General features: G+C 68.2%; 12 protein-coding genes. 3 read left to right on the top strand and 9 right to left on the bottom strand.

What is annotated here, in order from left to right:
• Positions 1–60 precede the first annotated feature (60 nt).
• The 8 genes from ACZ7SW_RS39405 to ACZ7SW_RS39370 all read right to left on the bottom strand — a co-directional run bounded on the left by ACZ7SW_RS39405 (position 61) and on the right by ACZ7SW_RS39370 (position 7,284).
• Complete coding sequence (locus ACZ7SW_RS39405) at positions 61–336, bottom strand: hypothetical protein (RefSeq protein ID WP_470235462.1); 276 nt, start codon at positions 334–336, stop codon at positions 61–63.
• Between the two features lie 42 nt (positions 337–378).
• Positions 379–1,191, bottom strand: coding sequence for a hypothetical protein (locus ACZ7SW_RS39400; protein WP_470235461.1), 813 nt, complete (start codon positions 1,189–1,191; stop codon positions 379–381).
• Positions 1,184–2,575, bottom strand: a complete 1,392-nt coding sequence (locus tag ACZ7SW_RS39395; RefSeq protein ID WP_470235460.1) for an ATP-binding protein — start codon at positions 2,573–2,575, stop codon at positions 1,184–1,186. The genes ACZ7SW_RS39400 and ACZ7SW_RS39395 overlap by 8 nt, the downstream gene beginning before the upstream one ends.
• A gap of 131 nt (positions 2,576–2,706) precedes the next feature.
• The gene (locus ACZ7SW_RS39390; RefSeq protein WP_470235459.1) at positions 2,707–4,197 is read right to left on the bottom strand and encodes an SCO6880 family protein; all 1,491 of its coding nucleotides are present in this window, start codon (positions 4,195–4,197) and stop codon (positions 2,707–2,709) included.
• Entirely contained in the window at positions 4,194–5,510 is a 1,317-nt protein-coding gene (locus ACZ7SW_RS39385) for a TrbL/VirB6 family protein (protein WP_470235458.1), read from the bottom strand. The genes ACZ7SW_RS39390 and ACZ7SW_RS39385 overlap by 4 nt, the downstream gene beginning before the upstream one ends.
• Positions 5,507–5,926 carry a hypothetical protein gene (locus ACZ7SW_RS39380; RefSeq protein ID WP_470235457.1) on the bottom strand — a complete coding sequence of 140 codons (420 nt, stop codon included), beginning with the start codon at positions 5,924–5,926 and terminating at the stop codon, positions 5,507–5,509. The genes ACZ7SW_RS39385 and ACZ7SW_RS39380 overlap by 4 nt, the downstream gene beginning before the upstream one ends.
• A gap of 380 nt (positions 5,927–6,306) precedes the next feature.
• On the bottom strand, positions 6,307–6,609 hold the full coding sequence (locus ACZ7SW_RS39375; RefSeq protein WP_470235456.1) for a hypothetical protein: 303 nt from the start codon (positions 6,607–6,609) through the stop codon (positions 6,307–6,309).
• Between the two features lie 81 nt (positions 6,610–6,690).
• On the bottom strand, positions 6,691–7,284 hold the full coding sequence (locus tag ACZ7SW_RS39370; RefSeq protein ID WP_470235455.1) for a hypothetical protein: 594 nt from the start codon (positions 7,282–7,284) through the stop codon (positions 6,691–6,693).
• A 416-nt stretch (positions 7,285–7,700) separates the two neighbouring features.
• Here ACZ7SW_RS39370 and ACZ7SW_RS39365 point away from each other — a divergent pair, with 416 nt between their 5' ends.
• From ACZ7SW_RS39365 to ACZ7SW_RS39355, 3 genes are all read left to right on the top strand, one after another.
• Positions 7,701–8,333 carry a hypothetical protein gene (locus tag ACZ7SW_RS39365; protein WP_470235454.1) on the top strand — a complete coding sequence of 211 codons (633 nt, stop codon included), beginning with the start codon at positions 7,701–7,703 and terminating at the stop codon, positions 8,331–8,333.
• A 497-nt stretch (positions 8,334–8,830) separates the two neighbouring features.
• Complete coding sequence (locus tag ACZ7SW_RS39360) at positions 8,831–10,741, top strand: S53 family peptidase (protein ID WP_470235453.1); 1,911 nt, start codon at positions 8,831–8,833, stop codon at positions 10,739–10,741.
• A 223-nt stretch (positions 10,742–10,964) separates the two neighbouring features.
• A complete protein-coding gene (locus tag ACZ7SW_RS39355) occupies positions 10,965–11,654 on the top strand; it encodes a L,D-transpeptidase (protein ID WP_470235452.1) in 690 nt (229 codons plus the stop codon).
• Here the strand turns inward: ACZ7SW_RS39355 and ACZ7SW_RS39350 are convergent.
• Complete coding sequence (locus ACZ7SW_RS39350; protein ID WP_470235451.1) at positions 11,644–12,273, bottom strand: hypothetical protein; 630 nt, start codon at positions 12,271–12,273, stop codon at positions 11,644–11,646. The two genes, ACZ7SW_RS39355 and ACZ7SW_RS39350, sit on opposite strands and share 11 nt — an antisense overlap.
• Positions 12,274–12,478 lie beyond the last annotated feature (205 nt).

The following is a 12,478-nucleotide window of genomic DNA, read 5'->3' as shown; positions in this document are numbered from 1 at the left end:
CTACGAACGCAAACCCAGCCACTACCTCGCCTTCCTCGCCCTCGGCGCCGCCATCACCTGCTACAAGAAACTCACCAAATGAGACATGCTCTTAGGCTCGTATCGCTCCGCAGCGTCCGGATCGGCCCGGTAGTAGTCGCGTTCGTCAGCACCGAGTTCAGCGCACATCTCGCTGACCGTGTCCCGGTACACCGCCTCGGCCCGGTCTTCGACAGCATTCATCGCGGACTGCAGCCCTCCGGAATGCACACCGGTCGGGGGAACAGAGGTCTCCCAGACATCCATGCTCGCGACCTGCGCGGCTCGGCGAATCCGTTGTACTGTTTCATCGTCCATTTCAGAACCTCTTCCGCTTCGTTCGGCTTACGCGGACCACGCCTAGGTTCCGAGTCCTGAGTGGAATCCGTGGTCATCGGAGGGCGGATCGTCGAACCACGATGCGTCCAGCCCAGCATCGGCGTCGTTGTCCAGCCGTTCGGAGTCCGTCTGTGTCTGGCCGGCAGCGAAGATTTCGGTCAGCAGCGACTCGACCCGCTCTTCACTTGCTGGAGTGAGAGTCTGCGAATCCGGGCTGCCTTCGGCGAGCGTGCTGGACAACTCCTCGCGCGAACCCACGCCGTAGCGCTGGCCGTCGACATTGATCGGGCTCAGCAAGCGCTCGGTGTCGTAGTCTTGGTCGGGCCAGGTCCAGGAAAGGGTCAGCTGCTGGTCGTCGCGGTGGTAGGTCTCGGCGTGCCCGCCATTGGTGGCGCGGATGTCTGCGGAAGTCCAGCCATGTTCGCTGAGCACAGGCGCGACGTCATCGTGGGTGAGTTCGGTGACGAAGCCTTCGGGACGGTAGAGCCTGCTTAACTCGGACTCGAGGTAGCGGTCTCGTTGATAGCTCCGCGAATCAGGCCGCAGGTCGGTGTAAGTCGGTGTCGTCGACACGCGGCTGATGTTCAGCAGCTCACCCAAGTCCTCCGGGACCTCGGCGTACGGGCGGATCGCTTCGATCGCACCACCCGGGTAGGTGATGTCGCCGAATCCTCCGCCGACATCGACGGTGAGACGGTCGTCTCCGTGTTCGTCCGTTCCGTCGAGAACCTGGGCGAAGTAGGTCTGCAACGGGTCGTCCCAGCCGATGTAGACCTCGCGGTCACGGTGCAGGACGGCAGACAAAGGTTCCAGTCGGATACGGCTGTTAGCCATGGCGTCCTCCGCTGTTGGCAGCTGGCCGCAGTTGCGCGTTGGTGTCGAAGAGGCGTTTTTCGAAGCTGGACAGCACGGTCTGGACCAGATGAGCAGGGTGGTTCTCCGTCTTCCACAGCGCTCGACCGCGTCGTTCGTTCACCGGCCCCGTCAGCCGTTGATGTTCCGGTCCGGTCAGCGCCAGAGCTTCGGCGAGTTCGTCGGCGGCGCGCGTTGAGTGTCCGAACAGGACTCTCGTCGAGCAGAGCGCGATCAGGTCCTTGGCGATGGCGGCAGCTTGCGAGCCGGTCGCTCCGACCGACAGCAGGTCGGAAAGCTTGTGCAGCACCAGGATCTGGATGATCTGCTCCAGCCGCGACAGCCGGAGTTCCGCGTCGATCGCGGCGACCGCGCGGGGGCCGAGGCGCAGCTGTCGCCAGAGTTCGTCGCGCACGACGATGCGGATTTCGCCGTCGTTGCGGAGGTCGGTGGCCAGGGATGACCAGGCTCCGAGGCAGGTCAGCGCGATGGCGACGGCGGTGTCACCGCGAGAACGCAGTCGCGAGAGATCCATGCTCTGCACCGGCGCGTTCCAGTCGATGGCGACCGTAGTCGGCGCGTCGAACAGCCCGGCGAGCGCGCCCGAGATGAGATTGGCCAGGGCGTCGGTCATCGGACGGAGGCGGTCGAGGAAGTCGTGTCGGTCTGCGTAACGCAGGTCGCGCCACAGCTCGGTATCCGCGTGTGCAAGTTCGCGGTGGACGTCGGGGATCGTGATCGGCCGAAGGCGGCTGTTGCCGTCGCTGGCACCCACCAGCCGATGCAGGGCCGCGGCGATCGCGGCTTCGTCGCTGACGGTCGGCGCGTGTCCCTGTGACTCTGCCAGCGCAGCCAGAAGCTGCACCCAGCGGCCGAGCACGCTGGAAAGCTCGTCCCGCTGTCGCCGCGCGGTCCAGGAGTCCCAGCGAGCAGCGAGCGGTCCGAGGTCGAGGGCGTTGACCCTGGCGTGGTTGCCGGAGCCGAGTTCGATCGGCGTGGCACCCAGAGCGCGCACGACCGGGGTGTATTCGCCTTTGACATCGCCGCTGATCAAAGTGCGGACGCCGAAGTTGAGCATCCTCAGCACGAAGGCGACAACCGTCGAGGACTTGCCCCGTCCGGGTTCGCCGAACAGCGCGATGTTCGGGTTGGTCGCGAGCCCGTTGCGGAGCACCCATTCGACGGGGTGGCAGTAGAACGCTCCGCCGGACTGGACGTCGTAGCCGATTCGCGCTCCGACCGCGGGCATCGGGCTGGCTACCAGCAGCGGGAACAGTCCGCCGATTTCGCGCGTGCTGGCGTGGTACACCGGCAACGGAGCCAGGACTGGCGACCACCCGTGCCCCGCCCGGGCATGTCCGCGCACCGGTGCCACCGGACGGTTGAGCCGGTCACGTTCCCTTCGAGACGACGGAGATCGCCTTGGAACCAACTGCGGGACACCGCCGAACGTCGACAGCAGGTCGGCTGCAGTTCTTTCCGGTGGACGCGAGGGCATCAGACGACACCTCCGCGCAGCCGGGGCAGGCCGATCCCGACTGGGAGAACCGCGGTGACGAACCCCGCGTCTTGCGCGAGATCGAGGCGCAGCAGCTCGAAGCGGCCCGCGATGTCGTTTTCCATGCGCGCGGCGTGGTCTTCGACGCTCCACTCCCCCGGCACCGTGATCGCGGTCGCGACCGCGAAACGCACCAACCCGTGCCCGGCGGCGACAGCCTGCTCCTGCGCACGCGCGCCAGCCACGGCACGGGACTCGGAAGCGGCGGCGCTGAATCCCTTGGAGCGCTTCCAGTCCCGTATCGCTCCGGCGCGAAATCGGCCTGCCCGGGCCGTGGTGCGAGCGCGGCGTGGAGACAGCGTCTCGTAGTGGATGGCCAGCGCGCGCCGCTCCCCGGTCGTGCGGACCGCGAGCAGGCCGCTCAACGAGCCGAATGTCGTTCCTGCCTCAGGCATCAGCACTGCATAGGACACAGTGGCGAATCCGTCGTGCCGGTAGACCCGTGCGCTCGGCACCGGTGCCTGGCCAGGGCCGGCCGCTGCCCACACGACACCCGGCTGCCGCGCCTGCAGAGAACCAGCAGATCCCGGGTTGAAGCCGGTCCGGATCGCTTCGGCCAGACCCGCGCCCGACAGCCAAGCGACCCGTCGGGCACCGAGTGCCCGGAGCCCTTCAGCGAGGCCGTCCAGTGCCCGGTACAGCACGACCGCGCGTCCGTCGATGCCACCGCCCGCAGCCGCGGCCGGGCGGCGAAGAGCATGCTCCGAGCCGCTGAAGGTCACAAACACCTCGTGCCGGACCGAGACCGCCCCGACAGTACGGTCGAGCTCACGAGCGGCACGGCGCGCCGCCGCCGGTGCGTCGGCACGTTCGTGCGCGGACCGCCAGGCTTCGTACTCCGCACCGGTGTCGGGCACGGTGCGCACCAGCAGCGTCATGCGGTCGACGACCTCGCGATGCGCGAGGGTCGCCAGCAGGTTGCCCAGACGGTTGGCGAGGCGCTGGCATTGGGCGTCGGACAGCATCCCGACTCCGCCGTGCGTCAGCTTCGCAGTGGCACCCCAGCGGGCCCCGCCCGTGTCGTGGATCAGGCAGATCCGGCCGAGGTCCCGCATCGGCGGCCCGTCCGGGAACCGCAGCCGCGCGAGCGTTCCGGGCAAGTCCGGCGTTGCCGGGTCGACCGCGGCGCCGGTGGCCGCGCGCGACTGCCATCGCGACCAGCCGAACGCGATCCCGACTTGGAGCAGCAACAAGTCCCGGAGCCACCGCACCGCGGGACGTCCGCGGACCGGAACCGCCACCAACGCGATCGCAGGGAAGGCGACCAAGGCAGCGGCGAGCGAACCCGCGAGGTCTCCCCCGGCAAGAGGGAGCACGACGGGCAGGGTGAGCAACACGCAGGTGACTGCTTGTACCGGGCGCAAGCCCAGCAGCCAGCCGTCGTGCTCACGGCGACTCAATCCGGTGTAGAGCCTGGGTCCGGCGGTCATTCGACTGCCGCCTTTTCGACCGGGCCGTCGTCATCGTCGCCGTCGTCATCGGGTGGATCGTCGTCCGGCGTCACTGCGTCGATCGCGTCGTCCCTCGCGTCCGCTACCAGAGGAGGGGTGTCGTCGTCATCAAGCGGTTGCGCGCCCTCGCTGCTGTCGTCGTCCGGATCTTCTTCCTGTTCGCCTTCCTCGCCCGGCTCGTCTTCCTTGTCACGGGGTTCGTCGTCGTCATCGCCGGGCTCGATGTCCGGTTCCACGTCCGCGAGATCGAACCGCTCGGCGTTCGCCGCTTCCTGCGGGTCGTTGTCGCCGCAGCCCTCGTCGTCATCGGGTGATTTCCAGTCCTGCCAGGCCTTTTTCAGCTTGTCGAGCGCAGTGTCGTAGGTGCGGGCGGGGAGGCTGTCCGGCCCGTAGGTGTCGGCCCCGAGGTCGGACATCTGGTCGCGCAGCCCGCTGCCTGCGTTCGGGTCGATGAACGAGAACAGTTTGAACAGCACGAGCGGCATGAACAGCGCGATCAGCAGCGTCACAACGCCGGACAGCAGCCCGAACAGCCCCTGGCGGCCGGCCATCGTCGCCACGCCGATGACAATGACCAGAGCGATGGCCGGTTTGAGGAACACCAGCGCCAGCAGCCCCCGGGCGCCCTTCCAGAACCAGCGTGCGGTGGTGTTGGCCAGCAGACCGGCGGCCAGGATCGGGATCGTCGCGACGATGACGTAAATCCCGGCCTGTCGCAGGATCATCTCGAACGCCATGCCGAAGCCGGCCGGAAAAGTGCCCAGCACCGCGGACACGCCGAGCACGACCGCGGTCAGCGCTTTGGACACCCCGTCAGGGAAGTTGAACGCGTGCAACGCGTCAGCGAACCGCTCACTGCCCAGGCCGTAGCTCAGCAGGACCGTCGTCAGCCCGTCCGCCGCGGCCAGCACCGCGGCCACGATCCCGACCGAGGCCGCCAGGGCCACGCAGTACTGCATCGGTCCGAGCAACAGGCGGCTGAATCCCCGGCCTCCGCGCAACACCGCGGTCAGGATCTGCCAGAAGAACAAGCCCAGCGCGAGAACACCGCTGATCCACAGCATCAACGGCCACACCACGCCGATCGGACCGTCCGTTTTGGACACCGTGAATCGCGAGTAGTAGTCGACGCCCTCCAAGACAAGCCTGAGCACGAGCAGCCCGGAACCCCACAAGCCGGCCATGATCGAGTCGAACACATTGCCGGCGACGACCGACAAGCCCTTGCTCGCTGCGTCGCCCGCCATCTTACCGAGGTTCCCCAGGGTGGAGAGCCAGTCGATCGGGTTCATCGCGCACCGCCCAGCGGCCGGTATCCGGCGTCCACGGCTTCGCTGGTGCCCGGCCACGCCGTCGGCGCGTAGGCGGCCCGAGCACCGGGACTGATCCGCCAGCTGCTTCCGGTCCAGCGCAGCGCTTGGCAGTCGCCGACACCGACGCTCGTTCCCTGGCCCTGGTAATCCGCGGAGAACTGGCCGAGTGCGCACGCCACGACGTACCGTCCGTCGCCGGTGCTGCCCTTGATCAGACCGTGGGTGATCTCGTAACGCACGGTCAGACCGTCCGTCATGTCGCCGGGAGCCAGCTGCGCGGCTTTGCGGAATTCGCGCAGCAGCACGTGCAGGCCCGCGTCGGCGACCGGCGGCGCACCCGGCAGCGCGAGCTGCGCGTAGGCGCGGTCATAGGTCTCAGGATCGCCGCCAGACATCGCGGCCTGGTTGAACGCGACCAGTTGCGCGAGAGCGCCCTCCGGGCTCGCTGGAAAACCGTCAGGAATCCAGCGCCCTGCACGCAGCGCTGGAGCTGGCAGAGGGATCGGCGGCCCGGCGGTTCTGGTGGTCTGGGAATGCGGCTGCGCCGCAGCGGCGGGCAGCCAGGCCATCGGCCGAACAGCCAGCGCAGTCTCGGGATCCCCTGGCACCCCTACAGGTTGCGGACGGGCCGACGCCTCCGGCGGGCCCGAAGACCCAACGGACGACGTCCGGGAATGCGCGACGACGACCAATGCAGCGACGAGAAGGAGAATCAGAAAAGCCGACACCAACAGCCGCCTGCGGGCGCGGGCCATGGATCGGTCGGCCGCCCCGGTCATTTGGGGGTCCCCGCGAAGCCGTTGATGACGGTCCAGCCGATGCCGTACAGCAGCGCGCCGCCGACCGCGCACAGCATCATGACCAGCCCGACCTTGCCCGCACGATGGTGGTCGACCCATCGGCCGCCCGCCCACACCACCAGGCCCATGAAAAAGCCCACCAGCAACGCGATCCCCGCTGCCCACTTGACATTGCCGACCAGACCCAGCATTTGCTCGGCGCCCGGCGGCTTGGACGGTTCCGGGTTCGGAAGATCGGCGAGGTAGGCCATCCATCCCCAGACCACGTGGGCGAACATCGCGGCTCCTGCTCAGCACCCAGCCAGGGCCAGGTGCGGAAGCGGGAGGGCTTCACACGGGGAAGGCGAGAAGTGTTGGCGCTACGAAGGTTTTCCGGGATCCGCCAATGCCGGGGGCGGCAGCCAGCCCTCGGCACGCCACCGATACATCAGCGGGGCAAGGGCGGAGCGGATCTTGGCGGGCGTGACGTCTGCAGTGATCCCGGCTGCCGCGACGTCCTTCTCGTACGGCACGAAGACCGCGCTGTCCAACATGGAATGAACTCGGTTCCCCGCTGTCGCCGCGACCCGCGGCGGCCATCGCCGCGCGCCCGACACCACAAGATTCGCCATCGGCGGGATCGTCCGCCGCAGCACCCACGGCTCAAGCCGGGCCAGAACCTGTTCGGCCTGCATCAGCCCAGGAACAGTGGGACGCAGCACCAGCAGCGGGCACGCAGCGAGCGTCAGCCAACGCCCAATGCCCAGCCGCACGTCCGCGGCCAATTCCCACGCGTCACCAGCCATGTCGACCACCGTGACCTGCACACGGCAGTCGCCCGGCAGCCACCACAACGACGGCGCGACGGACCGGTCCGGCCCAGCACGCTCCACACGCCCCACCAGAGCTTGCGCTCGCCAGGAGAACCGCACGCGCGCCGCCGGTTCCGGAACCCGGACCACAGGGCCGTCCACGCGCGCTGCTCTGCCGAGTCCTGACCGCACCGGACCCGCCGTATCGGCAAGCAGCACGGTGTATCCGGCCAGCTGCAGAGCATCCGACAACGCGGCGGCAACCACGCTGACCCCGGCACCCCCGGACGCGCCCAAGATCGGCATTATCAGCCCAAGCCGAGCACCGCATGCACCGACGCCGTCTTGCGGCGCATGCGCGACAAGAGAACTGCCCAGTGTTGGGGGTTGTACGGACGAGCCAGCCATCTCGATGCTCCTGGACGTCGTCTGACTGCCTCACGCCTCATTCGAGGACATGACGCCTTCAGCTGTTGCCAGGGAGGGCTGCTAATGGGATATTTGTCGCGCGTTGTTGTCACGACAAGGGTCAGCGTAGCGACGCGGCGCAGCTTGTCAAGCACGTCCGGAGGGGGACGATGAACGACCAGCCTGCGGACCAGGACGGCAGCGCACGCGGATCCGCGGATTCGCCGATTCCCCTGCGCACCCCCGACCAGCAGGCCGAGCTCTACCGAGTGCTTCTGTCGCTCGACAGCTTCGCCGAACGCTTCACGCACATGCTGACCGAAGAATCGGTTGTCTACTACGACCGCGACCGCACCCCGGTGACCGAGCCCGGATCCATCGAGGAAAACCGCTCCGCGCTGCGGGCGCGTCGAGCCTCGGCGCAGACGATCGCGGACTGGCTTCTGGCACAGCGCGGCATCTCGATCAGCCGCCAGCACATCAGCAACATGGGAACCGGGATTCGGCCGATGCCGCGCGCCTCGGCGATGAACGCCTTCGCCGACTTCTGGCGCATCGACGCGCGCGTGCTCGACCCCGCCACGCCCGCGGAGCGCATCGCCGGCCTCGCGGACACCGAGACGAAGCTCGCTGCCACGGACTGGCGGATCCTCGAACTGATGAATCAGATCGGCCTGCAAAGCGTCCAGGCGCGCGAAATCGGTCCCGCCCTCGACGGTTCCTCGCGGGCCCACAAGCAGGCGCTGATCGAGATCCTCTCGGCAATCTCCGAGGACCAGAAGTCGTCCGGCGAGCGAGACTGACCGCCCTCGACGCCTCGACGACGGCCACTTTGACTTCACCTGTTGACAAATGATCGCCGACAGGTAGGTTTACACCGAGTTGGCCGCCGCGGCCGTCGCATCAGGGAGGGTGCGACGCACCAGGCCCGGCGACCGCTGACCCGGGAGTTGTCGTGCCGACCTACGTCGCGCCGGCGATGCACCCGCACGCATCGGGCTACCGCTTGTTCTCGACCGTTCCCCGGCGCTCCGGCAGCATCGTCATTCCGCCGAAAAACCACCTGAATTCAAACAACCGGCGACTAATAGTGCATGGTGCGCGAGGGCCGCCGAGCACCTTGCCATCCACCGCTATCTGTTTGACTCCAACAGGAATTTCTTCTTTTCCGTCCCATCTGGACAGAGATCAGTAAATCTCGCCGAGATACGGCGACACATTTCATCGTTCGCTTCTCTTTCGCTCTGCGCCGTCGACCGGCGCGTATTTGTCATGCTCTGAATCGACCGTAAGGACACTCATGCGTTTTTCTCCGCCTACTGCGGTGTTCGCCGCGGCCCTGACGCTCGCGTCAGCTGTCGCGGCGCCGGTAATCGCCGACGGCACACCGGACGGAAACGGCGATCGCAGCCCGATCGCCGGGAGCACTCCGGCGTGGGCAACACCGTCCGCGAAGGTCGCGGCGGCCGATGCGTCGGCCGTCCGCCGCGTTCAGGTCGCACTGTCGCTGCGAGACGCCCGCGGTGCCGAACGCCTGGCTGCCGCGGTATCCACGCCGGGCTCAGCCGAACGGGGCCGCTTCCTGACCGCTGCGCAGTTCACCGACCGGTTCGGCCCCACCGACGTCACTGTCCGCAAGGTGCAGGACTGGCTGAAAAGCGTCGGGCTGAAGGTCACGGGCACGAGTCCGAACAGGATGTTCGTCGACGCCGAAGGCAGCACCGGCGACCTGGAACAAGCCTTCGGCACCCGTCTGGCCTCGTTCCGCAGCAAGGTCGGCGGTGCAGCCCGGACGCTGACCGCACCGGAAAGTCCTGTCACGATTCCCCGCGCACTGCACGGAGCAGTGACGGCAGTGATCGGACTGGACGACAGCGGCAAGACGATCCGGCCTCACCACACCGCTCCGCACGCGGCCGGCTCCGACCAGCACTGCGCTCGCTGGTGGGGCGAGCAGAACAACACCGACGTCCCGCAGAAGTACCCCGCCGGTGCGCAGTCGAACTCGCTGTGCGGCTACAACGGCACCTCGTTGCGTGCGATGTACGGACTCGACGCCGGGGACCAGGGATCTGCCACCACCATCGGAATCGTTGGCGCCTACAACGGGCCCTCCGTCGCCGAGGACGCCAACCGTGCCGCGAGCCAGGTCGGCGTGCCGCCTCTGAAACCCGGCCAGTACACCGCAGTTCTGCCGGACGGCGGGTTCACCGATCAGCAGCAGTGCAATCCGGATTCGTGGGCAGGCGAGCAAGCTCTCGACGTCCAAACGTCCCATTCGATCGCGCCGAACGCGAAAATCCGGTACTACGCGGCGAAAACCTGCCTCGGCGGCCTGTACGACGCTGTCACGAAAGCAGTGACCGAGAACTCCGCGGACGTCCTGTCGTTCTCCTGGGGCAACGCGGACGGCGAGCGGAACATGGCGCCTGCCGTGCGGGACCAGTTCAACTCCATCGCCTTGCAGGCCGCGATCCAAGGACAGTCGATCATGGTTTCCACCGGCGACGCCGGCACGAACGCCGGGGTCACCGGATCCGCGACCGCGAGCTTCCCCGCGTCCAGCCCATGGGTGACCGCGGTCGGCGGCACCAGCGTCGGACTCGACCAGCAGAACAAACCTGTCATCGTGACCGGGTGGGAAAACAGCGGTAACACCCTGTCCGGCGGAAAGTGGGTTCCGCAGCGCAACACCGACGGATCGTTCGCCGGCGGTGCTGGCGGCGGAACGTCCGCGCTCTACGGCACCCCGGATTGGCAGAACGGCGTCGTGCCCGCCTCCTCGAGCCGCGGGCACCGCGCGGTGCCGGACATCGCAGCGCTGGCCGACTCCTACACCGGTTTCCTGGTCGGACAGACGACGCGAGGACAGTTCGGTCTCTACTCCTTCGGCGGCACCTCGCTGGCGGCACCCATCCTCGCCGGACTGTCTGCCGACGCGCAGCGGGCACGCGGCTCGCGGGGCGGGCTGCTGACACCCGCGCTGTACGCCCTCCGCAAGGGAATCAGGGACGTCGCTCCCGTCAAGGCCGGCGTTTTCACACCGTCGATGCACGGGCTCCCCGGGACCGGAGTGCCAGGCCAGCAAGGCCAGTACCTGGTCGACTTCGACGCCCGTCCGCAGACCCTGCAGAGCGGCCCGGGCTGGGACAACGTCACCGGCGTCGGCACGCCCGACCGCGGTTTCGTCGCGGCGCTGGCCGCGAAGTGAACCGGCGGCGCGGGCCCGGCCAGGGGGCTGGCCCGCACCGCTTTCCTTCCCGATCTCACCACGGAGGCCGATACCCGTGCGTATGTCCCGACGCACCCTCTTTGCGGCAGCGGGCGCGATCCTGTGTGGCCAACTGCTGGCGACGTACCTGAGCAACGCTCTTGTCGACGTTCCTCCGGCGACCGACGACGGCTCGCCGGAATCGGGCACACGGACAGCTCCGATGATCGTGCCGAGAGCTGTCGCGCACCTCGATTCGTTCCCTCAGGCCACCACCTACGCCACGCTCGCAGGCGCACCGACAGACGTGAACGAAGCCGACGCACCCGACGGGACTGTCGTGCATCCACAATGGCCCGTCCCGCTCTACCGAGCCCCCGGCGCGGCGCCATTCGCGGTACTGCCGGCACGGGAAATCAGCTCCGACACCTGGGTTCCCGTCGTGGCAAGAGAAAACGGCTGGGTACAGGTCCTGTTGCCCTCGCGCCCGAACGGATCGGTCGGCTGGATGTCCACACAGGACACCGCATTGACCGTCAGCCGCACTCCCTTCCGGATCGACGTCGACCGGGCAGCATTCCGCCTCACGCTGACGCGCGACACCACGCCGGTCGGCACCTGGACAGTCGGCGTGGGCAAGAAGTCCGCACCGACCCCGCCCGGCCGCACGTTCGTGATGGCGTCCCTCACCGACCCGAAACAGGCCTACAGCCGGGTGATCCTCCCGCTCGGGATCCACTCGACCAGCCACGAAACCTTCGGCGGCGGACCCGGAACGACCGGCATCCACACCTGGCCGGACCACAGCGTGTTCGGAACCGGCTCAAGCGACGGCTGCATCCGCGTCCCCGCCGACGCGCTGCAGCGCCTGGCCGCCGACGTGCCGCTGGGCACTCCCGTCCTCATCCACTGACGACCTCGCACGAAGGAACAACCATGTCCGCACTGTCACAGCGCTTCATCCTCACCGCCGGCGTCGCATTGGCCGGCGCAGGAGCCACCGCCATCGCGATCGGAACCACCTCACTGGCACAGAAATCTGCCGCGCTCGCCGCGACGGCAAGCTCCAGCGCGTCCGGAATCACTGTCAGCGGCGGAGAAAAGGTCGGGCCAGCGCCCTCCGTGTCCAGCAGCGGCAGCGTCAAAACCGGCGGAGGATCCGTCTCCTCCCCCAGCAGTGCCGTAGTCGCCAGCGGAATCAGCCTGCGCGCCGGTGCGGGCATCGCCGAGGCGACCGTCAGCAGCGTCCGAGTCGGCACCACCAGCGTCGGCCCGTTCTCGGCCACCTGTCGCAACGGCGCCACCACGGTCAAAGCCCCGACACGCTCCACCGGCAACCTCACCGTCACCCCCGGCGCATCCGGCGGCCCGCACGCCACCGCCGCCACCATCACCGTGAAAACCCCCGGAGCACCGGCAATCACCGTCTCGGTCGCGACCGTCTCCTGTGGCACCGGCACCCCGCCCACCGAACCGCCGCCCACCACGCACCCCGAGCCCACCGGAACGCCCGAGCCGACCAGCAAACCCACCCGGCCAGGCCACGGCCCGGTGCCATCCGAACAACCCGGCCCCGGCGGCCAGCCCATCGACCGCGGACCGGACGGACACCCCGGCTACCGGCCCGCGCCCTCCCCCACGCCGCGCCCCGGCCACCTGCCGGTCACCGGCTGACCCACCCGCTGTGGTCCGCCCCGCCCCAACCGGGCGGACCACAGCACCCCTTCGTCGTGACGC

The organism is Amycolatopsis sp. NPDC114484 (assembly GCF_055633755.1).
This window is presented reverse-complemented; position numbering and strand designations above follow the sequence as displayed.